Source organism: Streptomyces sp. NPDC127038, from assembly GCF_042725875.1.
Taxonomy (GTDB): domain Bacteria; phylum Actinomycetota; class Actinomycetes; order Streptomycetales; family Streptomycetaceae; genus Streptomyces.
Genome location: NZ_JBHXDQ010000031.1, coordinates 1 through 22,825, shown reverse-complemented (window position 1 = coordinate 22,825; position 22,825 = coordinate 1). Strand labels below are relative to the sequence as shown.

Sequence of the window (22,825 nt, the reverse complement as noted above, 5' to 3'; positions counted from 1 at the left end):
GCCCGTGCGCGCCGTGCGCGGCCTAGACGTCCGTCACCCTGAGGCCCGCGTGTGCCTTGTAGCGGCGGTTCACCGAGATCAGGTTGGCGACCAGCGCCTCGACCTGGTGGGCGTTGCGCAGCCGGCCGGAGAAGACGCCCCGCATGCCGGGGATGCGGCCCGCGAGTGCCTGGACGATCTCGACGTCGGCCCGCTCCTCGCCGAGGACCATCACGTCGGTGTCGATCTCCTCGATCTCCGGGTCGGCGAGGAGCACGGCGGACAGGTGGTGGAAGGCCGCGGTGACCCGGGAGCCGGGCAGCAGGGCGGCGGCCTGCTCGGCGGCACTGCCCTCCTCCGGCTTCAGCGCGTAGGCGCCCTGCTTGTCGAAGCCGAGCGGGTTGACGCAGTCGACGACGAGCTTCCCGGCCAGTTCCTCGCGCAGCGATTCGAGGGTCTTGCCGTGGCCCTCCCAGGGCACGGCGACGATCACGATGTCGCTGCGCCGCGCGGTCTCCGCGTTGTCGGCGCCCTCCACCCCGTTGCCGAGCTCCTCGGCGGCGGCCTGCGCGCGGTCGGCGGCGCGCGAGCCGATGATCACCTTCTGGCCCGCCTTGGCGAGACGGTAGGCGAGTCCCTTGCCCTGCGGACCGGTGCCGCCGAGCACGCCGACGACGAGTCCGGACACGTCGGGCAGGTCCCAGGGGTCCTTGGCGGGGGCCTTCTGTGCACTGTCAGTAGAGGTCATGGGCCGACTTTACGTGCGCGGGTCCCGCCGGGGCGCCCGGGACGGCGGAGTCCCGGGGGTGAGCGCGGTCACCCGAAGGCGGTCACCGGCAGGCGCCGGAAGGTGATCGTCTCGTACGCGCCGAAGTCGCCCGTCTCGTAGAGGAGTCCGACCGTGCCGGTGTCGACGCGGACCAGGTCGGAGTACGCGGCGGGCAGCCCGTCCACGGTGTGCGCGGAGCGCCAGGTGGTGCCGCCGTCGGCCGAGGCGCGGACCGTCATCAGGGCGCGGAAGTCCGGGTCGGCGGGCCCCGAGAACAGGAGCAGGTCGGGGTCGCGGAGCTGGAGCAGGCTGCCCTGGACGACCGGGGTGACCAGGCCGGCCTGCGGACGGAAGGGCTTGGCCAGGGTTCTGCCGCCGTCGAGGGAGTGGGCGTCGGCGCGGTTGCCGGGCGACGGGGAGTCGTTGCGGGTGTTGAAGTAGACGCGGCCGTCGGGGAGTTCGGCGGCGGTGGTCTCGTTGGCGTTGATGTATCCGTTGGTGTTCTCGTCGATGTAGCCGAGGTACCAGGTGGACCCGCGGTCGTCGCTGAGCAGACAGTGTCCGCTGTTGTACTTGGCCTCGGTGCCGTTGTCGGTGCCGGTGGGCGCCACGGTGTGGTTGCCGGGGACGACCACCCGGCCGGAGCCGAGCTGGAGGGCGTGCCCGGGTGTGGTGGCGTACCACCGCCAGCCGGGCTTCTTCACCTGCGCGGTGATCTCCTTGGGCGCCGACCAGGTGCGACCGTCGTCGTCGCTGTGCTGCACCCAGACGCGCCGCCCGTCGGCGGCCTTCACCCTGCCGCGCAGCAGGGCGTCCTCGGAGGCGCTCGCGGCGCTGCGGACGTGGACGAGCAGGACGCGTCCGGTGTCGAGGACGACGGGCGCGGGGTTGCCCGCGAGGTCGGTGCCGTTGTTCGCGGCGACCTGGAGGGGGCCCCAGGTCCGGCCGCCGTCCAGGGACCGTTTGAGCACGATGTCGATGTTCCCGTGGTCCTGGGCGGAGCCGACGCGGCCCTCGCAGAAGGCCAGCAGGGTTCCGGTGCGGGTGGCGACGACGGCGGGGATCCGGAAGCTGGCGTAGCCCTCGCGCCCGGCCCGGAAGGGCACGCTCACCCCGGGGTCCGCGCCCGCCCCGGTGCCTGTCGTCCCGTCGGTCCCGGTCGCTGCGCTCGGCTGTGTCATGGCCGGCTCCCTGCTGCGGTCGCTGGTGGGTCGTCGGTGCGGACTTCTGCCCAACTTGGGCGAATTCGTGGTGAACTCCGGGTCACGAGTGGCGCGTTGCGGCAGGATGCAGCAATGGATGCCGTACGGGTCGCATTGCTGCGCGAGGTGCTTGCCGGGACCGAATGGCTGGGTGCGACACGGCGGTTCGGGGGAACCCTGCGGGGGTCCGTGGTGGCGCACGGGGGCGGGTTGCTGCTGGTCGGTTCCGAGGCGTACGAACCCTGGCACCTGGCGGCGCACCTGGTGGACGAGGCGGCCTGGTCGGGGACGCCGGAACTGGCGCCGACGCTGGTGCGGCACGGGGCGCGGGAGTCCGATCCGGTTCACCTGGCGGTGGGCCTCGGCCGGATCGAGGCGGCCAGGCGCGGGGAGACCCTGCTCGTGGTCGCGCCGGAGGCGCCCGGGGGCGCGCTGCTGGAGCGGGTGCACGACGCCCGGCGGGCGGGGGCGACGGTCATGGCCCTGTCCCGCGGGGAGGGCGAGCTGCCGGCGCTGGCGCACGAGTCGCTCGCGGTGCCGCCGGACCCCGAGCTCGACCTGGACACCGTGCAGCATCTGGTCAGCGCGGCGGCCGGGGAGAACGCGCTGCCCTCGCCCCGAGGCCGTCACCGCTTCCGCGACCGTCTCTCCCGCCTCGCGGACCAGCTGACGGCCCCGCCGTCGTACCGGTGGTAGCGGGCATCCGCCGCACCGGTGACCTCGGGCCGCTCCGGTTCGGGTTCCCGTTCCGGTTCTAGTTCCGGTTCAGGTGGCGCCGGGGCCGGTGCCTCAGTCGTCCTCGGCGCCCGGCTCCTTGCCCGACGCGTCGTGCCACTTCGGGTCCGTCTCCCATTCGAGGTTCCGCTCCCGCGCGAGGTCCATCGCGCGGGTGGCCTCCTCACGGGTGGCGTACGGGCCGAAGCGGTCCTTGCCCGGGCAGTCGGGGCCCTCCTCGACCTTCTTGTGCTCCAGGCAGTAGTACCACTCGCCGGGCTTGCCGACCGTCCTCTTCTTGAACAGGGCCATCACCAGCTCCTTTCGCCAGAGACATGTTCCCCCATGCCCGCTGGTTAGACTCGCTGCATGTCTGGCCAGTCGCTGCTCGTACCAGGGGAGCTCTCTCCCACCCGCCCCGTGCCGGGAAACATCAGGCGCCCCGAGTACGTGGGAAAGCCCGCTCCCACGCCGTACACCGGACCGGAGGTGCAGACACCCGAGACGGTCGAGGCGATGCGCGTCGCCGGCCGGATCGCCGCGCAGGCGATGGCCGAGGCCGCGAAACTCATCGCGCCGGGCGTGACGACCGACGAGCTGGACCGGGTGGCGCACGCGTACATGTGCGACCACGGCGCCTACCCGTCGACCCTCGGCTACCGCGGTTTCCCCAAGTCGCTGTGCACCTCGGTCAACGAGGTCATCTGCCACGGCATCCCGGACTCCACGGTGCTGCGCGACGGCGACATCGTGAACCTCGACGTGACGGCGTACATCGGCGGGGTGCACGGCGACAACAACGCGACCTACCTGGTCGGTGACGTCGACGAGGAGTCGAGGCTCCTGGTGGAGCGGACCCGGGAGGCGCTCGACCGCGCGATCAAGGCGGTCAGGCCGGGGCGCCAGATCAACATCATCGGGCGGGTCATCGAGTCGTACGCGAAGCGCTTCGGGTACGGGGTCGTGCGTGACTTCACCGGGCACGGGATCAACTCCTCGTTCCACTCCGGGCTGATCGTCCCGCACTACGACAACCCGCACGCGACCACCGTCATGCAGCCCGGGATGACCTTCACCATCGAGCCGATGCTCACGCTCGGCACGCACGACTACGACATGTGGGACGACGGCTGGACGGTCGTGACGAAGGACCGCAAGCGCACGGCCCAGTTCGAGCACACCCTGGTCGTCACCGGCGGCGGCGCGGAGATCCTCACCCTGCCGTAGCGCCCGGAAGTCTCCGGACCCCCTTGAACCCGTCCTGTCCACAGGGCGGGTTCTTTCCTGTGGGCGCGGCCCGTGATCGGGGTACGGTTTTACCGACAGAGCGTCGGGAAGGTTATTGACTTAGGTAAGCCTAACCATAGAAGATCTGACCGATCCCGCAACGGCTCGCGCCGCTCCTCTCGGCCCCGGAGGCCCCATGAACGCGTCGGACACGCCGGACACCACGAGCACGCCGGACCCCACGGACCCGGCGGCCGTCCCCTTCTCGACGCTCATCCGCACCGCCTCGCACGAACAGCACACCGAGGCGGAGAACTCGACGTTCATGGGCGACCTGCTCGGCGGCCGGCTCGGGGTCGAGGCGTACGCGCGCTACACCGAGCAGCTGTGGTTCGTGTACGAGGCACTGGAGGCGGAGACCGGGGCGCTGGCCGCCGATCCGGTGGCCGGGCCCTTCCTGCGGCCCGAGCTGCTGCGCCGCGCGGCGCTGGAGCGGGACCTCGCGCATCTTCGCGGCCCCCACTGGCGGGAGTCGCTGACCGCGCTGCCCGCGACCCGCGCGTACGCGGACCGGGTCACGGAGTGCGCCCGTACCTGGCCCGGGGGCTATGTGGCCCACCACTACACGCGCTATCTCGGGGACCTCTCCGGGGGCCAGATCATCCGCGGCCGGGCGGAGCGGACCTGGGGGTTCAGCCGCAAGGGCGACGGGGTCCGCTTCTACGTCTTCGAGGGCATCGCCAACCCTGCCGCGTTCAAGCGGAGTTACCGCGAGCTGCTGGACGGGGTGCGGGCCGACGATCTGGAGAAGCAGCGGATCGTGGCGGAGTGCAGGCGGGCTTTCGCCCTGAACACCGGGGTGTTCCGGGGCCTCGCCGAGGAGTTCCCCCTCACGGCGTGAAGGGGCGCCCCCGGCGCGGGTTCGACCTCGGGGCGCCGCCCCCGGCCCCCCGTCGGGTCCGGGGGGGCGTCCCCGATGCGCTCGTCCGCGGGCCGGTGGGGGCTGGTCGCGCAGTTCCCCGCACCCCTGACGGGCGCCTGCACGACCCCCGGTTCCAAGGCACCGCCCCTGACGGGCGCCTGCACGGGCCGGGTTCCAGGGCACCGCCCCCGACGGGCGCCTGCACGGGCCCGGGTTCCAAGGCACCGGCTCTGACGAGCCCGTGCCTCAGCGTTCCAGGCGGACTCGGCCGCCCATTTCGACCCAGTCGCCGGGCTGGGGTGCGGTGAGGATCTGGGAACCGACGCCCTGGGTGATGTTGAGGGCGCGGCCGAGCTGCTGGGTCAGCAGCAGTGCCGCCGCCCCGGTGGCCTCGTCCTCCTCGATGCCGTCGTTGCGGCCGGGGAAGGCGCGGGCCCGTACCCGGCCGGCGGCCTCGTCCTCCCAGGCCCAGGCGTAGATCCACTCCCCCGACGGCGGCACGGCCAGCGCGTCGACCTCGGCCGCGGTGCCGTGCCGCCGCAGCGTCCTCGGCGGTGCCCATTCGGCTCGCGCCTCGATCCAGCTGAACTCGCCGTCCAGCCGGACCCCCACCACCCCGGCGGGCGTGACCAGTTCGGGCACGTCGAGCAGCCAGCCGACCCCGACGCACGGATGCCCCGCGAACGGCAGCCGCAGCGAGGGGGTGTAGATGTCGATGACCCCGCGCTCGGGGTCGTCGACGAACACGGTCTCGCTGAAGCCGAGTTTGGCGGCGAACTCCTGGCGGTCCGCGGGGTCCGGCATCACCGAACCCTCGCGCACGACACCGAGTTCATTGCCGTACCCGCCGCCTGGTCCGCAGAAGACCCGCAGCACGTCGTAGTCAGTCACTCCGGCATTCAAACATTCATCCGCCCGATCGGTGACCTGCACGACCGGAGTGACCCGGTCCGGTCCGGAACACGTCAGGACCGGCGGCCGCGTCCCGGCCCGGGACCTCACTCCTTGACCCTCCCTTTACTTTCCCATGGGGTCCGTTTTGAGTCATCGTGATCAAGCCGTTCCTGTACGGCATCTGTGAGAGGTGAATCACCGCATGGGTGGGTATCAGTGAGGCAAGCCTCAGATAAGTTAGGCCAGCCTCACCATGCCGAACGGACCCAGCCGTGCGGCTAGTCCGACTTCTCTTGGAGCCTGCATGCGAGCCGTCCGACTGTCCGTAGTCACCGCTGCCGCCACCGCGGCCGCTCTGGCCGCCGTCACGGGCTGCACCCAGAAGAGCGACGCGAAGAACGGCGACGCCATCCAGGTGACGGCCGCCGACGCGAAGTGCGAGACGTCCTCCAAGACCGTGCCGGCCGGCCAGGTCACCCTGAAGATCGAGAACAAGGGGTCCCAGGCCACCGAGGTCGAGATCCTCTTCCCCGACGACCGCATCGTCTCCGAGAAGGAGAACATCGGCCCCGGCACCAAGTACACGCTGACCGCCGAGGTGAAGGCCGGTGCGTACGAGATCGCCTGCCGCCCGGGCATGAAGGGCCGCGGCGTCCGCCAGAAGCTCACCGTGACCGGCGGCAAGGTGGCCAAGCGCGACCCGCGGCTGGACAAGGCCGTCGCCGACTACCGCGCCTGGGCGCAGTCGGAGGCCGACGCCACGATCCCGCGGGTGAAGACGTTCGCCGACGCCATCAAGGCCGGTGACCTGGAGGCCGCCAAGAAGGCCTACGCCCCCTCCCGCGTCGGCTGGGAGAGCACCGAGCCGATCGCCGAGTCGTTCGGGGACATCGACCCCAAGACGGACACGCGCGTCAACGACCTGGAGAAGGGCCAGAAGTGGACCGGCTGGCACGCGCTGGAGAAGGCCCTCTGGCAGGACAAGAAGATCGGTGACGAGCAGAAGGCCCTCGCCGGCCAGCTCGTCACGGACCTGACCGACTGGCAGAAGCGCGTCGGCAAGGCCGAGATCACCCCGACCTCCATGGCCAACGGCGCCAAGGAACTGCTGGACGAGGTCGCCACCGGCAAGGTCACCGGCGAGGAGGACCGCTACTCGCACACCGACCTCAGCGACTTCAAGGGCAACGTCGACGGCGCGCAGAAGGCGTACGAGCTGCTCAAGCCGGTCGCCTCGGAGAACGACGCGGCGCTGACGACCGAGCTCGACAAGCAGTTCGCCGCGCTCGACAAGCTGCTCGACAAGTACCGGACGGACAAGACCTCGGACGGCTTCGTCTCGTACGACACCGTCGGCAAGGCCGACCGCAAGGAGCTCTCGGACGCGGTCAACGCGCTCGCCGAGCCCCTGTCCCACCTCGCCGCCGCCGTCGTGAAGTAGGAGCAACGCCATGACGGACACCCCGGACAGCCCGCAGGGCGCGAACGGCGCCGACACCGCCGGGGGCACCCGGGCCGGCTCCGCGCCGAGCCGGCGTTCCCTGATCGGCTGGGGCGGTGCCGGGCTCGCGCTCGGTGCCGCCGCGGCCGGCGGTGCCGTCGCGATGACCCGCGCCGGCAACGACGTCGACCCGGTCGGCGCCGACACCGGTGCCGCCGTGCCCTTCCACGGACCGCACCAGGCCGGCATCGCCACGGCCGTGCAGGACCGGCTGCACTTCGCCGCGTTCGACGTGAAGACCGACGACCGCGCCGAGTTCGTCCAGCTCCTCAAGGACTGGACGCAGGCGGCCGCCCGGATGACCGCCGGGCACACGGTCGGCGAGGGCGCGTACGGCGGTCTGGCCGAGGCGCCGCCGGACGACACCGGCGAGGCGCTCGGCCTCAAGCCGTCCCGGCTGACGCTGACGATCGGCTTCGGTCCGTCGCTGTTCGCGAAGTTCGGCCTGGCGGACCGGCGCCCCGAGGCGCTGGTCGACCTCCCGCCGTTCCCCGGCGACAACCTGGACAAGGCCCGCAGCGACGGCGACCTGTGCATCCAGGCCTGCGCGGACGACCCGCAGGTGGCCGTGCACGCGATCCGCAACCTGGCCCGCATCGGCTTCGGCAAGGTCGCCATCCGCTGGTCGCAGCTCGGCTTCGGCAAGACGTCCTCGACGACCCCCGACGCGCAGACCCCGCGCAATCTGATGGGCTTCAAGGACGGCACCCGCAACATCGCGGGCACCGAGACCGCGCGCCTGGACAAGTTCGTGTGGGCCGACAAGAAGGACAACGACGCCGGCGCCGCCTGGATGACCGGCGGTTCCTACCTCGTCGCCCGGCGCATCCGGATGAACATCGAGACCTGGGACCGCACCTCGCTCCAGGAGCAGGAGGACGTCTTCGGCCGCGACAAGGGCGAGGGCGCCCCCGTGGGCAAGGCCAAGGAGCACGACAAGCCGTTCCTGAAGGCGATGAAGCCCGACGCGCACGTCCGGCTCGCGCACCCCGACTCCAACGGCGGGATCACGATCCTGCGCCGGGGCTACTCCTTCACCGACGGCACCGACGGTCTCGGCCGCCTCGAAGCCGGCCTGTTCTTCCTGGCCTACATGCGTGACGTGCGCCACGGGTTCATCCCGCTCCAGCGCAAGCTGTCGGCGTCCGACGCGCTCAACGAGTACATCCAGCACGTGAGTTCGGCTGTCTTCGCCGTCCCGCCCGGCGTCCGGGACAAGGACGACTGGTGGGGCCGGACGCTGTTCTCCAAGGAGGCGTAGCCGTGTTCAGCAACTATCTGATCGGACTCCGCGAGGGCCTGGAGGCCAGCCTCGTCGTCTGCATCCTCATCGCCTACCTGGTGAAGACGGAGCGCAGGGACGCCCTGAAGCCGATCTGGGCGGGCATCGCGGTCGCGATCACCGTGGCGCTCGGTTTCGGCTGCGCCCTCGAATTCGGCTCCCAGGAGATGACGTTCCAGGCCCAGGAGGCGCTCGGCGGTTCGCTGTCGATCCTCGCCGTGGGCCTGGTGACGTGGATGGTCTTCTGGATGCGGCGCACCGCCCGGCACCTGAAGTCCGAACTGCACGGCAAGCTGGACGCGGCGCTCGCCATGGGCACGGGCGCGCTGGTCGCGACCGCGTTCCTGGCGGTCGGCCGGGAGGGCCTGGAGACGGCCCTGTTCGTGTGGGCCTCGGTGCACGCGGCCAGCGACGGCACCCCCCGCCCGCTGATCGGCGTGGCCCTGGGCCTGGCCACCGCGGTCCTGCTCGGCTGGCTGTTCTACCGGGGCGCACTGAGGATCAACCTCGCCAAGTTCTTCACCTGGACCGGCGGCATGCTGGTCGTCGTCGCCGCGGGCGTGCTCGCGTACGGCGTCCACGACCTCCAGGAGGCCGACTTCATCCCGGGCCTGACGCACCTGGCCTTCGACATCAGCAGCACGATCGACCCGACGAGCTGGTACGGCACCCTGCTGAAGGGCGTCTTCAACTTCCAGCCCGACCCGACCGTCCTTCAGGTCACGGTGTGGGCCCTGTACTTGGTCCCGACGCTCACGATCTTCCTCGCCCCGGTAGGGTTCGCCTCCGGGAAGAAGAAGGTGAAGGCACCTGATGCGCAGGGACCGCAGGGATCACACGGATCGCAGCCCTCGAAGGCCTCGTAGTCTCGGCCGTCTCGCCCTGGCGGCGACGACGGTGACCACGCTGTGGGCGGCGAGCGGCTGCGTGGTGGTGCACGGCGAGCGCGAGGTCGTCCCCACCACGACCCGCGCCGACGCCGCCCGCGCGCTGGCCGACTTCTCCGCCGCCTACAACAAGGCGGACGCGACGTACGACCGTTCGAAGGACGCGGACCGGGTCAGCGGTCCGCTCGCCGCCATCGACGGCGCCCGGCTGAAGGCCGGCCACCTCGGCAGCCCGGGCGGCAATCCCGCGCACTCGGCGCTGACGTTCGACGACGCCCGGTTCTCGATCCCCGCGAAGGCGGGCTGGCCGCGCTGGTTCGTGGCGGACGCGACCGCCAACAAGGGCGTTCCGGGGAGCCGCTGGCTGCTCGTCTTCACCCGCGACAACGCCCGTGAGCCGTGGCAGGCGTCGTATCTGACGGTCCTCGGCGCCGGTGACGTACCGAAGTTCGCGACCGACTCGGGCGGCTGGGCGCAGCCCGTCGCGGCCGACGACCCGGCCCTCGCCATCGAACCCCGCCGGCTCGGCCGGTCGTACGCGGACTATCTCCGCTCCGGCGGCGACGCCTTCGCCGCGGGTGTCCACACCTCGCAGTGGCGGGCCCAGCGCGAGAAGTACGCCAGCCGGCCCGGCCTCGCCCGGCAGTACATCGACGAGCCGCTGACCTCGGGCGGCTACGCGCCGGTGGGGCTGCGCACCGCGGACGGCGGGGCGCTGGTGTTCTTCGCCACGCACCGCTTCGAGAAGGAGACCGCCGCCGCGGGCACCGAGATCCCCTCCCCCGGCGCGGACGTGCAGGCGCTGACGACCGGCGAGATCAACCAGTCGCTGACCCTGGAGTTCGTCTCCAACCAGGTCGCCCTGGACCCGCCGAAGGGCTCGGGCGCGGGCCGGGTCTCGGTCCTCGGACGGGTCGAGGGGCTGACCGGCGCCAAGGGCGGGTAGCCCGGGCTCAGCCCCGGTGGGGCCAGGCGGCGAGCTGGTCCGCGCCGTTCTCCCCGGCGTAGCGGGCACACGCGTCGGTCAGGGTCTCCAGGAGCGTGAGCGGTTCCGGCAGCGGGTGCTCGGGGCCGCGCACCCAGTCGACGCTCAGACCGCCGGGCAGCTGGGCGGGCGGCACCAGGACGTACGAGCCGCGGCAGTGCCAGCGGAAGCCCGGGTGTTCGTCCATCGTCTCGGGGTGGCAGTCCAGCTCGCAGGGCCACCACTCGTCCTCGTCCTCGGGCGTGCCGCGGGTGAGGGTGAAGAAGAGCATGCGTCCGTCGCCGGTCTCCGCGACGGGTCCGACCTCGATACCGGAGGCGAGCAGGCGCTCCAGCGCCTCGCGTCCGGCCTCAAGCGGCACGTCCAGGACGTCGTGCACCATGCCGGTCGCGGTGATGAAGTTCGCCTTCGGCTGGTGCCGGGCCCAGCGCTCGATCTGGGCGCGGTCGGTCGTCGACTGGGTCTGCCAGGCGAAGGAGACCGGGTGGCGGGCGGGGGTGGGACAGCCGACGCGGTCGCAGGAACAGCGGTAGCCGACGGGGTACGCGGCCTGCGCGAGCGGCAGCCCCGCGGCGGCGACGGCGAGCAGCAGGTCCTCACGGCCGCCGGGGGAGGTCTCCGCCGGGGCTTTGGGCCGGCGTCCGCGCAGCCACGTCGAGATCCTGCCCCGCGTGCCGGAGCGGCGACCGAACTCTGCGCTCATCTATCCCCTCGCCTCGCCGTAGTGCGATTCGTCCTCGCCCCATCGTCCCACCATCCTGCGCTCCGGGTGGCCGGAGCCGGGAACCGGGGTAGGTGGGACGATGCGCCCACCAGGCCCCGATCAGGTGTTATTGCATGATTTGAGGCGATTTCACGGGTGTCCGAGGAGTGCGGGATCACGTCGTACGGGAACACGACCGCGCGCCGCAGCCGGGACGGAGGCCGGACGCGTCGCACCATGAGCAACAACTGCCCCTGCGGTCGCGTAAGGAGCCTTCCTTGCACCCTGTCCGCCGCGCCACGCCCCGGCGCTACCTCATGTGCCCCCCGGTGCACTTCGGCGTCACGTACGCGATCAATCCGTGGATGAACCCCGCCAAGCCGGTGGACGTGCCGCTCGCCTTGGCCCAGTGGGAGGACCTGCGGGACCGCTACCGCTCCCTCGGGCACACGGTCGAGGAGCTCGCTCCCCGTCCGGGCCTGCCGGACATGGTGTTCGCGGCGAACGGCGCGACGGTCGTGGACGGCAGGGTGCTGGGCGCCCGGTTCGCGTACCCGCAGCGCGAGGCGGAGGCGGAGGCGCATCTGGAGTGGTTCCGCGCCCGCGGGTTCGGTGCCGTCCGCGAGCCGGAGCACGTCAACGAGGGAGAGGGCGACTTCGTCGTCACGGGGTCCTACCTGCTGGCGGGCCGGGGCTTCCGGGCGAGCCCGCTGTCGCACGGGGAGGCGCAGGAGTTCTTCGGCCGCCCGGTGATCGGCCTCGACCTGGTCGACCCGCGCTACTACCACCTGGACACCGCCCTCGCCGTCCTCGACGACGGCACGGACGACGTCATGTACTACCCGCCCGCGTTCTCCCCCGGCAGCCGCGAGGTCCTGCGCCGGCTGTTCCCCGGCGCGCTGACCGCCACGGAGGAGGACGCCGCCGCGCTCGGCCTCAACGCCGTCTCGGACGGTCTGCACGTGCTGCTGCCGCAGGAGGCGGCGGGCCTGTTCGAACCGCTGCGGGAACGCGGCTTCGTCCCCGTCGGCGTCGACCTCGGCGAACTCCTCAAGGGCGGCGGCAGCGTGAAGTGCTGCACCCAGGAGCTGCGGCCCTGATTCAGGAGGCGTCCCCGGGCGGCGGCCAGGCGTCGCCCCACTCCGCGTCGCGGGCCGCCTTGTACAGCGGCCCGAGGCGCTTGGTCACCGTCTCCCGGCGCAGCGCCTCGTCCGCCCCGCACAGGTCGAGCAGCACCTGTCCCTTGCGGATCTGCGGCCTGCGCACGACCCGCGAGGACGCCGGTGCGGGCGGGAAGCGGGTGGCGGCGACATAGCTGAACTTCTCGTCCTCGTAGGGCAGCGAGCCGCCCTTGACCTGGCGGTGCAGGGAGGAGCGGGCGACCCGGGCCGAGAAGTGGCACCAGTCCTGGCCGGGGACGATCGGGCAGGCGGCGCTGTGCGGGCAGGGCGCGGCGACGTGGAAGCCGGCGCCGATCAGACGCTCGCGCGCGGCCAGCACCCGGGCGTAGCCGTCGGGGGTGCCGGGCTCGATGATCACGACGGCGGGGGCGGCGCTCGCGGCGGCGTCCACGACCGAGCCGCGGTCCTCCTCGGTGAGCTCGCCGAGGACGTAGGAGACCGTGACGAGATCAGTGCTCTCGATGGTGAGCGCCGCTCCGATACGAGAGCGCTGCCACGTGGCGTCGCGCAGGTCCGGGTTGGCGGCGGCGATCTCCCGGCCGAGCGCGAGGGCCGGCTCGGCCCAGTCGAGCACGGTCACCGGGCGGGCACCCTCCCAGGTCGCGTTGACCGCCCAGGTGGCCGCGCCGGTGCCGCCGCCGACGTCCACGTGGCTCCCCGGCACCCAGCCGGGCACCGCGTCCGCGAACGCCTCCAGCGCCGCGCACACCGCCTCGAAGGTCGCGGGCATCCGGTACGCGGCGTAGGCGGCCACGTCGGAGCGGTCCCGCAGGACCGGGGTGTGGGTCGGGGTGGTCCCCCGGTAGTTCACGATCAGCCGCTCGACCGCCTGCGCGGCGGCCTTGGGCGGCAGGCCGTCGAGCAGTCCGGCGAGGGCTCCGCGCAGGGTGTCGGCGGGGGATACGGGGGCGTTCACGGCCCGATTCTCTCAGGTGCCGCACCGCCCCCGTACCGGCCGGACGACCGCCCGGCGACACGCGAGCCCCGTACCGGCCGGACGACCGCTCGGCGGGCACGCGGGCCCCGCACCTGCCGGGCGCCCGCCTCAGGTGCCGCGCACCGCACGCCGCAGCCGTGTGGCCGCCGCGGCCCGGGGCGCGTTGTCTGCCGGGCGGCGCCGGGGGTGGACCGTGTTGGCGAGCAGGACCAGGAACGTGTCCGTCGCCGGGTCGAGGACCAGGGAGGTGCCGGTGAACCCGGTGTGCCCGGCCGCGCCGTGGCCCGCGAGGGTGCCCATGAACCACGGCTGGTCGAGGGCGAACCCGAGGCCGGGCGGGGTGAGGAGGAGTTCGACGAAGTCGGGCCCGAGGATGCGGGCGGGCCCGTACGAGCCGCCCGCGAGCAGGGTCCGGCAGAAGACGGCCAGGTCGCGTGCGGTGGAGAACAGCCCGGCGTGACCGGCCACCCCGCCGAGCGCCCAGGCGTTCTCGTCGTGCACGACGCCCCGCAGCATGCCCCGGTCCGCCTTGGCCCACGGCCGCCGCTGGTCCTCGGTGGCCGCCGCACCGGGGCAGGGCCCGAAACCGGTGGCGTGCATCCCGAGGGGTCGGGTGATGCCCTCGCGGACGAGGACGTCGAGCCCCCTGCCGGTGACGCGTTCCAGCACGTACTGCAGGAGGAGCAGGTTGACGTCCGAGTAGCGGTACTCGCCCGGCGGCGACGAGGGGGCCTCCGCCCGCAGCATGGCGAACCGGGCCCGGTCGTCCGGGCAGTCGTACAGCGGGAGTTCGGGGCGCAGCCCGGAGGTGTGGGTGAGCAGCTGCCGTACGGTGACGCCGTGCTCGCGGGCCGCGCGGAACTCCGGCAGGTACGCGCCGACGCGCGCCTCGATGCCCAGCGTGCCGCGCTCCAGCTGCTGCACCGCGGCGACCGCCGTGAACAACTTGGTGAGGGAGGCGAGGTCGAAGGGCGTGTGCACGGTCATCGGCACCCGCGCCGCCGGCGGCAGCTCGATCCCGGTGTCCTTCTCGGCGTCGTGGGCGGAGTAGCGCACGGCCCATCCCGCCGCCTCCTCCACGGCGATGACCGGGCCGCGCCCCGCGACCACCACGACGCCAGCCGCCCACGGGTCGTCCCCGCGGGTGAGGGCGCGGACCTCGTGGACCAGCCGCCTCAGTTCACCGGAGTCGAGTCCGGCCCGTTCCGGCGAGCCGGTCCGCAGTCGTGGTGCGCTCAGTGCTCCGCCCCTATTCCGTTCGCAGTGCGTCCCGTCCGCCGGGGACGGCACAGTCCCACGAAGCAGGCGACGGCGACCAGCGCGGCCACCAGCTGGACAACGGCCATCGGGACGGCGGTGTGCTCCCCGGCGACGCCGACGAGCGGTGAGGCCACAGCGCCGATGAGGAAGGAGGAGGTGCCGAGCAGCGCGGAGGCGGAACCGGCCGTGTTCCGCACCCGCATGAGGGCGAGGGCCTGGGTGTTGGGCAGGGTCAGGCCCATGGCGGACATCAGCACGAACAGCGCGGCGGCGACGGGGGCGAGCCCGACCGGGCCTAGGGCGCCGGTGGCCATGAGGAGGAGCGCGGTCGCGGCGAGGACGACCAGGGCGAGGCCGGTGGCGAGGACCTTCTCCAGGGCGACCCGGCCGACGAGCAGCTTGCCGTTGACCTGCCCGGCGACCACGAGGCCGACGGAGTTGGCGCCGAAGAGCAGGCTGAAGGTCTGCGGCGAGGCCCCGTAGAGGTCCTGGACGACGAACGGGGACGCCGAGATGTAGGCGAAGAGGGCGGCGAAGGTGAAGCCGCCGGCGAGCGTGTACCCGGCGAAGACGCGGTCGGCCAGCAGCCGTCGCATCGCGCCAAGGGCCTCGCCGGCACCGCCGGCGTGCCGGTCCGCGGGCGCGAGGGTCTCGGGCAGCTTCGTCCAGACGAGGGCCGTCAGCGCGACACCGACCACGGTGAGGACCACGAACACGCCCCGCCAGTCGGTGAAGCGCAGGATCTGTCCGCCGATGAGGGGCGCGACGACCGGGGCGACGCCGGAGATCAGCATGAGGGTGGAGAAGAAGCGGGCCATCGCCACGCCGTCGTACAGGTCGCGGACGACGGCGCGGGCGATCACTATCCCGGCCGCGCCCGCGAGCCCCTGGAGGAGGCGCAGGGCGACCAGGATCCCGACGCCGGGCGCGAGGGCGCACAGGGCGGTGGCGAGGACGTAGAGGACGAGGCCGGCGAGCAGCGGCCTGCGGCGGCCGAACCGGTCGCTCATGGGCCCGACGACGAGCTGCCCGAGCGCCATGCCGGCCAGGCACGCGGTGAGCGTGAGCTGGACGGTGGAGGCGGGGGCGTGCAGGGAGCGGGTGACCTCCGGGAGCGAGGGGAGGTACATGTCCATCGCGAGCGGGGGTGTGGCGGTGAGCCCGCCGAGGACGAGGGTGACGAGGAGTCCGGTGCGGCCCGGTGCGCCGGGTCCGGCGGGCGGTCGCGGTGCGGCGGCCCCGGTGCCGGCGGCAGGCCGGGTCGCCCCGGCGACCGCGGGTGCGGTGCCCGTGGCGGGTGCCTGCGGTATGTGCCCTCGCGGGTCTTCCTGGTCCCGCGCGGTGCGGCCACGCTCGGGCATGTGCCCCCCTCTCCGGATGCTGCGGCCCCCTATGCTCTCAGTTCGGACGGCGGGTTCGGAGTCACGGATCAAGGGGCGGGCATGACGGGCGAGCGTGAGCGCGTGCGGTGGGGGATTCTGGCGACCGGCGGGATCGCCGCGGCCTTCACGGCGGACCTGGTGGACATGCCGGACGCCGAGGTGGTGGCGGTCGCCTCGCGCTCGGACTCCTCGGCCAAGGCGTTCGCGGAGCGGTTCGGGATCCCGCGGGCCTACGGGGACTGGGCCTCGCTCGCCGCGGACGGGGACGTCGACGTCGTGTACGTCGCCACTCCGCACTCGGCGCACCGGGTGGCGGCCGGGATGTGTCTGGAGGCGGGGCGCCATGTGCTGTGCGAGAAGGCGTTCACGCTGAACGCGCGGGAGGCCGGCGAGCTGGTCGCGCTGGCCCGTGAGCACGACCGCTTCCTGATGGAGGCCATGTGGATGTACTGCAATCCGCTGGTCGTACGGCTGAAGGAACTGGTCGACGACGGGGTGATCGGTGAAGTGCGCACGGTGCAGGCCGACTTCGGGCTGGCCGGGCCGTTCCCGCCCTCGCACCGGCTGCGGGACCCCGCGCAGGGCGGGGGTGCGCTGCTCGACCTCGGCGTCTATCCGGTGTCGTTCGCGCAGCTGCTGCTCGGGGAGCCGTCGGACATCGTCGCGAGAGCGGTGCTCTCCGACGAGGGCGTCGATCTCCAGACGGGTGCGGTGCTCTCGTTCGAGAGCGGCGCTCTGGCTTCGGTGCACTGCTCCATCAACGGTGGCACCCCCGTGGCCGCCTCGGTCACCGGCTCCGCGGGCCGCATCGACGTCCCGGGCGGCTTCTTCTTCCCGGACCACTTCGTCCTGCACCGCGACGGCCGCGAGCCGGAGACCTTCCGCGCCGACCCCGCCGCCGGTCCCCGCAACAGCCTCAAGCACGAGGCCGCCGAGGTGATGCGCGCCCTGCGCGCCGGCGAGACCGAGTCCCCGCTCGTCCCGCTCGACGGCACCCTCGCCGTGATGCGGACGCTCGACACGATCCGGGAGCGCATCGGCGTGCGCTACCCGGGCGAAGCGTCGGTCTAGCCCAAGTACCGCGCCCGCTACGGCATTTGACGGAGCGCCGGCCGGACGTGACTCCGGCCCGGGTCCGGCACGACCGCCTCCCACGTGTGCGGGGCGGTCTCTCACGTAGGGCGCGGACCGGCGGTTCACCAAGGAACGGTCAACGCCTCAACCCTCACATACGGAAGGCGAATCTCCGGACCATATAAGCCGTTGGTGCGCTTATGCTCATCATCTCCCCCCAACAGAGCTTCACAGATGGAGCGTTCGACTTCGGTACGACCACAGTCCACACCGATGGGGGAGGTGGCAGCCGCTCCGCGGTCCGGGTGGGGGCGCAGCTCGCGCGGGACGCGAGGTGTGCACCGGACCGCGGCGCGGCTGTCCCGTCATCGGCGCCTGCGCCGACCCCGCGTCCCGGTCTCCTCCGCGGTCTCCGTCCCGGTCTCCTCCGCGGCGGACCGGCGCCCGCGGTTGCGCAGCGCGAACGCGCCGCCCGCGAGGAGCGCCACCGCCGCCCCGGCCCCGCCGACCAGTCCCCACGGCGTGCCGTCCGTGTGCCCGGCGGCCCGTGCCGGCGCGCCCGCCGCGGGCTTCGCCACCTTGTGGGAGGGCGCCGCGCTCGCGCCGCCCGCGCTGAGCGGCTCGACCAGCGTGCCGACCGGTGCGGCCTGCGCGCCCTTGCCGAATCCCCAGTCGAGCAGCTGGGCCGTCTCCTCGTAGACGCCGCTGCCGCCGCTCTTGGGGTGCATCACCGTGACGAGCAGCGTCCGTCCGCCGCGGGTCGCCGCGCCGGTGAAGGTGTTGCCCGCGTTGCTCGTGTAGCCGTTCTTCACCCCGATCAGCCCGTCGTAGGGCCGTACGCCCCACGCGCCCGTCAGCAGACGGTCGGTGTTCTGGATCTGGAAGGTCTTCTTGCCGCCGGCCGGGAAGTCCGCGGTCTTCGTCGAGCAGTAGCCGCGGAAGTCGGCGTCCGCGAGACCGCGCCGGGCGAAGAGCGTCAGGTCGTACGCGGACGACAGCTGGCCCTTGTGGTCGAAGCCGTCGGGGCTGACCACATGGGTGTCCAGGGCCTGGAGGTCCTGGGCGAGCGCCTGCATCTCGGCGACGGTGGCCGCGATGCCCCCGTTCATGTGGCTGAGCACGTGCACCGCGTCGTTGCCGGAGCGCAGGAAGACGCCCTGCCACAGCTGCTCGACGGTGTAGGTGATGCCGGGCTTCACCCCGACGAGGCTGGAGCCCGCGGGAACGTCGGCGAGGTCGGCGTCGACGACCTTGTACGTCCGGGCGCGCTCGAACTTCTTCAGCACCGCGTCCGCGAACAGCATCTTCAGCGTGGAGGCGGGCGGCAGCCGCAGATGCGCGTTGTACGAGGCGAGCACCTCACCGGTGGTGTGGTCCGCGACCAGCCAGGAACGGGCGGTGAGCCGCTTGGGCAGTCCGGACGCGCCGCCGGCCTGGATCCCGGGGCGGGCCAGTCTCGCGCCGCCGACCGCCGTCGCGGCGGACGCGGTGGTGGCCGTCGCGGCGGCGAGGGGGACGGCGGCGGCGAGGCCCAGAGCGGCACGGCGGGAAAGCCCGGAAGAATCACGCATCCCGGGACCGTACAAAGTCCGTCCGGTAAGCCTGACAGCGGGGTCACAAAGAGAAGGGACAACGATTCCAAAGCGGCGGCAAAACAAGCCGTAAGGGAACACGGCCGCCCCTCGGACGCCGCCGCTCTCCCCCCGCCCCGGGCGAACGGGCGCGCACGCGGGCGGGCGCGTGGATCCGCGTCGCCGTGCCAGTCAACAGGCGTTTCCTGGCAAAGAGCCCTCGAAAGCCTGGGAATGGACTGTCTGACCCAATATTGAATCCCGGGTCCGGATTCTCAGCCCGCGCACATCCCGTGCTCAGCCCGGCGCAAAGGTTCCTCCCTAGCTTGTGTCTGCGCCCACAGGGGGGCGCCAAGAACCTTTGAGGAACGGGATGTTTGGCATCTATCTCAAGCGTGAGCTGAGCCGGCGCAAGAAAGCGGCGCTGGTGATCGCCATGGGTCTGGCGCTCGGTATCGCGCTGGTCATCACCGTCAACTCGGTGTCGGCCGGCATGCAGCAGGCGCAGGACAAGGTCCTGAAGTCGCTGTACGGGCTCGGTACGGACATGACCGTCACCAAGGCCCAGGCGGCACCGTCCGGCAGCTCCTCGGGCCGCCCCAAGTTCAACTTCGACGCCAAGTCGAGCGGCAGCAAGAAGCAGAGCTCGGACCGGGTGATGACCCAGGGCGGACAGACCCTGAAGTCCTCGCTGGTCACCGAGGTCGCCGCGCAGAAGGGCGTGTCGAGCGCGGTGGGCTCGCTCAGCCTGAACGTCGTCAAGGTCAACGGCTCCTTCACCCAGGGCAAGGCGAAGTCGTCCACGAGCTCGGGCCAGCAGGGCGGACCGGGCGGCGGCGGCAGCACCGGGATGCCCCAGGTGCAGGGCGGCGGCGCCTCCTTCGACGTGAACTCCTACTCCGTCGCGGGTGTCGACGTGAGCCACCAGGCGCTCGGCCCGCTGGCCACCTCGAAGATCACCACGGGGACGACCTTCACCTCGGCGCAGACCTCCGCGAAGGTCGCCGTGCTCAGCAAGTCGTACGCCAAGGAGAACAAGTACAAGGTCGGCTCGACCTTCAAGATCTCCGGTACGACGTACAAGGTCATCGGCATCGCGACGCCCGACAGCAGCGAGTCGACCACCGACGTCTATCTGCCGCTGAAGCAGGCCCAGACCCTCGGTGACGCCAAGAACAAGGTCACCACGATCTACGTCAAGGCCAGCGACTCGAAGCAGATCTCCGCGGTCAAGACGACCATCCAGAAGAACATCTCCGGGACGACCGTCACCACCTCCGCCGACCTCGCGAGCACCGTCTCCGGCTCGCTGTCCACCGCCTCGAACCTCGCCACCAACGTCGGCAAGTGGCTGTCCATCGCCGTCCTGGTCGCCGCGTTCCTGGTCGCGGCGCTGCTCACCTCCTCCGCCGTCTCCCGCCGGGTGCGCGAGTTCGGCACCCTGAAGGCGCTCGGCTGGCCGTCCCGCAAGGTCACCCGCCAGGTCGTCGGCGAGTCCGTCGTGAACGGTCTGCTCGGCGGCGCGCTCGGTATCGCCCTCGGACTCGGCGCGGCCTACACCGTCACCGCGATCAGCCCGAAGCTGACGGCCGAGCTCGGCTCGACCGGCGGCAGCGGAGGCCCCGGCGGCATGGGCGGCCCCGGTGGCCCCGGCGGAGCGGCCTCCGCGGCGAAGAACACCATCGACATCGCGCTGTCCGCGCCGGTCTCGGTGACCACCATCGCGCTCGCGGTGGGCCTGGCCGTCACCGGCGGTCTGATCGCCGGCGCGATGGGCGGCTGGCGGGCCTCCCGGATGCGCCCGGCGGACGCGCTCCGCAGCGTCTCGTAACCCGCCCCCGGGCACACCCATCGAGCCGGGGCGCCGCGTCCACTCCCCCGGGCCGCGGCGCCCCCACCCCCTTCATCCTCGGAGAACCTCATGTACAAGCTCACCGGCGTCACCAAGCGCTACACGCGGGGCAAGGAGACGGTCGAGGCGCTGCGCGGCGTCGACCTGACCATCGAGGACGGCGACCAGCTCGTCATCAAGGGCCCCACGGGCGGCGGCAAGTCGACGCTGCTCCAGATGATCGGCGGGCTCGACCGGCCGACCTCCGGTTCGGTCGAGCTGGACGGCGTGGACCTCGGCGGCATCAGCGAGGCCAAGCTGACCCGGCTGCGGGCCGAGAAGATCGGCATCATCTTCCAGTCGTTCAACCTCATCCCGACGCTGACCGCGCAGGAGAACGTCGAGACCGCGCTCGTACCGCTCGGGGTGAAGCCCGCCGAGCGGCGCGAGCGGGCCGCCGAGGCGCTGCGCTCGGTCGGTCTCGGCGAACGGCTCACGCACGTCCCGACCGAGCTGTCGGGCGGTCAGCAGCAGCGCGTCGCCATCGCCCGGGCCCTGGTCAAGAAGCCGAAGGTGCTGCTCGCCGACGAGCCGACCGGCAACCTCGACGAGGGCACCCGCGACGACATCATGGGCCTGCTGGAAGGGCTGTGGCACGAGTACGGGCTGACCTTCGTCATGGTCACCCACGACTCGTCCATCGCCCGCCGCGCGCCGCGCCTCGCGACCATCAAGGCCGGGCAGATCAGCCTGACCGAGCAGGGCGGCCGCCGGGCCGTGTCCGAGCGGGCCGGACACCTGGCCCCGCAGCGGCAGTTCACCCCGCACGAGTACGCGCAGACGCAGGACCAGTACGGGCAGGACCAGTACGCGCTGGACCAGTACGGCCAGGAGCAGCTCGGGCAGGAGCAGTTCGGCGCCGCCCAGGGCCACTGAGCGCCCGGCGGCCACCGCCCCCTGCCCACGCCCCTCCCCGCGTGCCCCGAACGGCCGCCCACCGGACTCCGGTGGGCGGCCGTTCGACGTCGGGTCGTGTCCGGCCTACGCCTGGCCGGTCTCGAAGCGGCTGATCCGGCCGCCGTCGTCGACGGTGAAGGTCCACCTGGTCTTCATCTCGCCCCAGGTGTCGTTGCGGTACCGCACGAGGAGGGAACGCCCGCCGGAGGACTCGCTGTCGATGTCCATGTGGCCGCGCGAGGAGAAGATCTCCCGGTCGGTCCAGTCGCGGAGGTCACGGTCCGAGCCGTCGTCCGCCATCGTGGCGCCGGGCGCGAGCAGCGCCTCGAAGGCGGCCTGGTCATGGGCGTTCACCGCGGCCACGAACGCCCGGACGGCCGGGTCGCTGAGTCGCGTCACCTGAATCGTCATGGGAGCCACCCTCACACCGGCCCCGCGCACCCGCCACCCGAACGGCGGCGCGGTCCCGCCGGTCAGGGGCGATCGGTGCGACGGTGGGGACCGGGGAGGAAACCGTTGCCGCTGTCTGGACTGGGAGTGACCGTGACCTGTATCGACCGGCGTGACCTGGGACTGCTGCTGCTCCGTCTGAGCGCGGGCGGTGTGCTGGCGGCGCACGGAGCGCAGAAGCTGCTCGGCTGGTTCGGGGGCGGCGGCGTCGAGGGCACGGCGCAGGCGATGGAGGCCATGGGGTACGAGCCCGGCCTCGTGAGCGCCAGGGCGGCGGGCCTCGCGGAGGCCGGCGGCGGCACCCTGCTGGCACTGGGCCTGGCCACCCCCGCAGCCGGTGCCGCGGCGGCCGGCGCCATGGCGGGCGCGACGGCGGTGCACGCCCCGAACGGGTTCTTCGCGCAGGGCGGCGGCTTCGAGTACACGGCCCTGCTCGGTCTGACGGCGGCGGGCCTCGCCGTGTCGGGCCCGGGGCGGCTGTCCCTGGACCATCTGACCTGCAACGTGCTCAACCGGGGCTGGATGGTGCCGGTCACGCTGGGGGCGACGGCGGTGGTCACCACGGTCGTCGTGTGCGCCCGCAACAACCGGCTGCGCGAGGCGCGGGAGGGCAAGCAGGAGGCCCTGTTCGAGGAGTAGGAGTCGGCCCCGCGCTCCCGGGGGAGGCTGGCCCCATGGCTGATCACCCCGAGCACGACGACACGGCAGGACAGGGCGGCACGGATTTCGGCGCGGATCCCTGGCCCACGATCGACCTGCTGTACGCCTGGCTGGAGGCCGAACGGGCGCACGGGGGCCGGGAGGGGTTGCTGCTGCGGGTCCTGAAGCTGTCGGAGGAGGTCGGCGAGGTCGCCCAGGCGGTGATCGGCGCGACGGGCCAGAACCCGCGCAAGGGCGTGAGCCACACCTGGGACGACGTCCGTTCGGAGCTGTGCGACGTGGTGATCACGGCGATGGTGGCGCTGCGCACGCTCGCGCCGGACGCGCGCGAGGTCTTCGCCGCGCATCTGGCGTCCGTGGCGGGCCGTTCGCTCGACGGGCCGCCGGCCGGCGCCGGGGAGCGAGCCGGGGGAACAGAGCCCGGCAAAGCCTCAGGGCCCGGCCCCGGTCCGTGGAC

General features: G+C 72.5%; 22 protein-coding genes and 1 pseudogene. 13 read left to right on the top strand and 10 right to left on the bottom strand.

The features are described 5' to 3' along the window. Nucleotides 1–22: 22 nt before the first annotated feature. Together npdG and ACFWI4_RS21775 are read right to left on the bottom strand one after the other, a co-directional pair. A complete protein-coding gene (gene npdG / locus ACFWI4_RS21780) occupies nt 23–727 on the bottom strand; it encodes an NADPH-dependent F420 reductase (protein ID WP_387198634.1) in 705 nt (234 codons plus the stop codon). 68 nt (nt 728–795) lie between these two features. After that, a complete protein-coding gene (locus ACFWI4_RS21775) occupies nt 796–1,929 on the bottom strand; it encodes an exo-alpha-sialidase (RefSeq protein ID WP_387198631.1) in 1,134 nt (377 codons plus the stop codon). Between the two features lie 114 nt (nt 1,930–2,043). Between ACFWI4_RS21775 and ACFWI4_RS21770 the strand changes: the two genes are divergently transcribed. Then, nucleotides 2,044–2,646, top strand: a complete 603-nt coding sequence (locus ACFWI4_RS21770) for a hypothetical protein (RefSeq protein WP_385400457.1) — start codon at nt 2,044–2,046, stop codon at nt 2,644–2,646. A gap of 93 nt (nt 2,647–2,739) precedes the next feature. On the opposite strand, the gene ACFWI4_RS21765 is transcribed toward ACFWI4_RS21770, so the two are convergent. Further along, on the bottom strand, nt 2,740–2,976 hold the full coding sequence (locus ACFWI4_RS21765) for a hypothetical protein (RefSeq protein ID WP_385400455.1): 237 nt from the start codon (nt 2,974–2,976) through the stop codon (nt 2,740–2,742). Between the two features lie 57 nt (nt 2,977–3,033). Here ACFWI4_RS21765 and map point away from each other — a divergent pair, with 57 nt between their 5' ends. Together map and ACFWI4_RS21755 are read left to right on the top strand one after the other, a co-directional pair. Then, nucleotides 3,034–3,891 (top strand): type I methionyl aminopeptidase, encoded by an 858-nt coding sequence (gene map, locus ACFWI4_RS21760; protein ID WP_385400452.1) that lies wholly within the window; start codon nt 3,034–3,036, stop codon nt 3,889–3,891. Nucleotides 3,892–4,087: 196 nt separating this feature from the next. Then, entirely contained in the window at nt 4,088–4,792 is a 705-nt protein-coding gene (locus ACFWI4_RS21755) for a heme oxygenase (biliverdin-producing) (RefSeq protein WP_387198627.1), read from the top strand. Nucleotides 4,793–5,059: 267 nt separating this feature from the next. Here ACFWI4_RS21755 and ACFWI4_RS21750 read toward each other — a convergent pair whose 3' ends face one another. Beyond that, the gene (locus ACFWI4_RS21750; RefSeq protein ID WP_387198623.1) at nt 5,060–5,704 is read right to left on the bottom strand and encodes a PhzF family phenazine biosynthesis protein; all 645 of its coding nucleotides are present in this window, start codon (nt 5,702–5,704) and stop codon (nt 5,060–5,062) included. 307 nt (nt 5,705–6,011) lie between these two features. On the opposite strand from ACFWI4_RS21750, the gene efeO reads away from it, so the two are divergent. From efeO to ACFWI4_RS21730, 4 genes are read left to right on the top strand one after another with little or no spacing between them, the layout of a single operon-like run. Beyond that, complete coding sequence (efeO, locus tag ACFWI4_RS21745) at nt 6,012–7,148, top strand: iron uptake system protein EfeO (RefSeq protein ID WP_387198620.1); 1,137 nt, start codon at nt 6,012–6,014, stop codon at nt 7,146–7,148. Nucleotides 7,149–7,158: 10 nt separating this feature from the next. Continuing rightward, nucleotides 7,159–8,469, top strand: coding sequence for an iron uptake transporter deferrochelatase/peroxidase subunit (gene efeB / locus ACFWI4_RS21740; RefSeq protein WP_387198617.1), 1,311 nt, complete (start codon nt 7,159–7,161; stop codon nt 8,467–8,469). Nucleotides 8,470–8,471: 2 nt separating this feature from the next. After that, the gene (efeU, locus tag ACFWI4_RS21735; protein ID WP_387198614.1) at nt 8,472–9,356 is read left to right on the top strand and encodes an iron uptake transporter permease EfeU; all 885 of its coding nucleotides are present in this window, start codon (nt 8,472–8,474) and stop codon (nt 9,354–9,356) included. After that, nucleotides 9,304–10,323: a hypothetical protein gene (locus ACFWI4_RS21730; protein WP_385400438.1), complete on the top strand. Its 1,020-nt coding sequence runs from the start codon at nt 9,304–9,306 to the stop codon at nt 10,321–10,323. Before efeU ends, ACFWI4_RS21730 begins: the two co-directional genes overlap by 53 nt. A 7-nt stretch (nt 10,324–10,330) precedes the next feature. On the opposite strand, the gene ACFWI4_RS21725 is transcribed toward ACFWI4_RS21730, so the two are convergent. Then, a complete protein-coding gene (locus ACFWI4_RS21725; protein WP_387198611.1) occupies nt 10,331–11,065 on the bottom strand; it encodes a bifunctional DNA primase/polymerase in 735 nt (244 codons plus the stop codon). A 278-nt stretch (nt 11,066–11,343) separates the two neighbouring features. On the opposite strand from ACFWI4_RS21725, the gene ddaH reads away from it, so the two are divergent. Next, nucleotides 11,344–12,165, top strand: a complete 822-nt coding sequence (gene ddaH, locus ACFWI4_RS21720) for a dimethylargininase (RefSeq protein ID WP_387198609.1) — start codon at nt 11,344–11,346, stop codon at nt 12,163–12,165. A gap of 1 nt (nt 12,166) precedes the next feature. Here the strand turns inward: ddaH and ACFWI4_RS21715 are convergent, their stop codons facing one another. From ACFWI4_RS21715 to ACFWI4_RS21705, 3 genes are all read right to left on the bottom strand, one after another. After that, complete coding sequence (locus ACFWI4_RS21715) at nt 12,167–13,162, bottom strand: small ribosomal subunit Rsm22 family protein (protein WP_387198606.1); 996 nt, start codon at nt 13,160–13,162, stop codon at nt 12,167–12,169. 129 nt (nt 13,163–13,291) lie between these two features. Continuing rightward, a complete protein-coding gene (locus tag ACFWI4_RS21710; RefSeq protein WP_387198604.1) occupies nt 13,292–14,473 on the bottom strand; it encodes a serine hydrolase domain-containing protein in 1,182 nt (393 codons plus the stop codon). Next, nucleotides 14,419–15,804: a multidrug effflux MFS transporter gene (locus ACFWI4_RS21705; RefSeq protein WP_387198601.1), complete on the bottom strand. Its 1,386-nt coding sequence runs from the start codon at nt 15,802–15,804 to the stop codon at nt 14,419–14,421. The genes ACFWI4_RS21710 and ACFWI4_RS21705 overlap by 55 nt, the downstream gene beginning before the upstream one ends. Nucleotides 15,805–15,885: 81 nt before the next feature. On the opposite strand from ACFWI4_RS21705, the gene ACFWI4_RS21700 reads away from it, so the two are divergent. Then, complete coding sequence (locus ACFWI4_RS21700; protein WP_387198598.1) at nt 15,886–16,896, top strand: Gfo/Idh/MocA family protein; 1,011 nt, start codon at nt 15,886–15,888, stop codon at nt 16,894–16,896. Nucleotides 16,897–17,264: 368 nt separating this feature from the next. Here ACFWI4_RS21700 and ACFWI4_RS21695 read toward each other — a convergent pair whose 3' ends face one another. Beyond that, complete coding sequence (locus ACFWI4_RS21695; RefSeq protein WP_387198595.1) at nt 17,265–18,470, bottom strand: D-alanyl-D-alanine carboxypeptidase family protein; 1,206 nt, start codon at nt 18,468–18,470, stop codon at nt 17,265–17,267. A 373-nt stretch (nt 18,471–18,843) separates the two neighbouring features. Between ACFWI4_RS21695 and ACFWI4_RS21690 the strand changes: the two genes are divergently transcribed. Next, nucleotides 18,844–20,301, top strand: coding sequence for an ABC transporter permease (locus ACFWI4_RS21690; protein ID WP_387198592.1), 1,458 nt, complete (start codon nt 18,844–18,846; stop codon nt 20,299–20,301). Between the two features lie 90 nt (nt 20,302–20,391). Then, nucleotides 20,392–21,063 (top strand): annotated as a pseudogene (locus ACFWI4_RS21685) (ABC transporter ATP-binding protein); the annotation flags it as partial. A 279-nt stretch (nt 21,064–21,342) separates the two neighbouring features. On the opposite strand, the gene ACFWI4_RS21680 reads toward ACFWI4_RS21685, so the two are convergent. Further along, the gene (locus tag ACFWI4_RS21680) at nt 21,343–21,669 is read right to left on the bottom strand and encodes a nuclear transport factor 2 family protein (protein ID WP_385400417.1); all 327 of its coding nucleotides are present in this window, start codon (nt 21,667–21,669) and stop codon (nt 21,343–21,345) included. Between the two features lie 132 nt (nt 21,670–21,801). Here ACFWI4_RS21680 and ACFWI4_RS21675 point away from each other — a divergent pair, with 132 nt between their 5' ends. Both ACFWI4_RS21675 and ACFWI4_RS21670 read left to right on the top strand, forming a co-directional pair. Then, complete coding sequence (locus tag ACFWI4_RS21675; RefSeq protein ID WP_387198589.1) at nt 21,802–22,347, top strand: DoxX family protein; 546 nt, start codon at nt 21,802–21,804, stop codon at nt 22,345–22,347. Between the two features lie 35 nt (nt 22,348–22,382). Next, on the top strand, nt 22,383–22,825 hold a 443-nt coding region (locus tag ACFWI4_RS21670), incomplete at its 3' end, for a MazG-like family protein (RefSeq protein ID WP_387198586.1).

Bases quoted from the DNA above. Each gene is read 5' to 3' on its own strand.
- ACFWI4_RS21725 (WP_387198611.1), bottom strand. From the start codon at position 11,065: ATGAGCGCAGAGTTCGGTCGCCGCTCCGGCACGCGGGGCAGGATCTCG.
- ACFWI4_RS21755 (WP_387198627.1), top strand. From the start codon at position 4,088: ATGAACGCGTCGGACACGCCGGACACCACGAGCACGCCGGACCCCACG.
- ACFWI4_RS21680 (WP_385400417.1), bottom strand. From the start codon at position 21,669: ATGACGATTCAGGTGACGCGACTCAGCGACCCGGCCGTCCGGGCGTTC.
- efeB (WP_387198617.1), top strand. From the start codon at position 7,159: ATGACGGACACCCCGGACAGCCCGCAGGGCGCGAACGGCGCCGACACC.
- ACFWI4_RS21700 (WP_387198598.1), top strand. From the start codon at position 15,886: ATGACGGGCGAGCGTGAGCGCGTGCGGTGGGGGATTCTGGCGACCGGC.
- ACFWI4_RS21775 (WP_387198631.1), bottom strand. From the start codon at position 1,929: ATGACACAGCCGAGCGCAGCGACCGGGACCGACGGGACGACAGGCACC.
- ACFWI4_RS21730 (WP_385400438.1), top strand. From the start codon at position 9,304: ATGCGCAGGGACCGCAGGGATCACACGGATCGCAGCCCTCGAAGGCCT.
- ACFWI4_RS21705 (WP_387198601.1), bottom strand. From the start codon at position 15,804: ATGCCCGAGCGTGGCCGCACCGCGCGGGACCAGGAAGACCCGCGAGGG.
- ACFWI4_RS21690 (WP_387198592.1), top strand. From the start codon at position 18,844: ATGTTTGGCATCTATCTCAAGCGTGAGCTGAGCCGGCGCAAGAAAGCG.
- ACFWI4_RS21770 (WP_385400457.1), top strand. From the start codon at position 2,044: ATGGATGCCGTACGGGTCGCATTGCTGCGCGAGGTGCTTGCCGGGACC.
- npdG (WP_387198634.1), bottom strand. From the start codon at position 727: ATGACCTCTACTGACAGTGCACAGAAGGCCCCCGCCAAGGACCCCTGG.
- efeO (WP_387198620.1), top strand. From the start codon at position 6,012: ATGCGAGCCGTCCGACTGTCCGTAGTCACCGCTGCCGCCACCGCGGCC.
- map (WP_385400452.1), top strand. From the start codon at position 3,034: ATGTCTGGCCAGTCGCTGCTCGTACCAGGGGAGCTCTCTCCCACCCGC.
- ACFWI4_RS21695 (WP_387198595.1), bottom strand. From the start codon at position 18,470: ATGCGTGATTCTTCCGGGCTTTCCCGCCGTGCCGCTCTGGGCCTCGCC.
- ACFWI4_RS21765 (WP_385400455.1), bottom strand. From the start codon at position 2,976: ATGGCCCTGTTCAAGAAGAGGACGGTCGGCAAGCCCGGCGAGTGGTAC.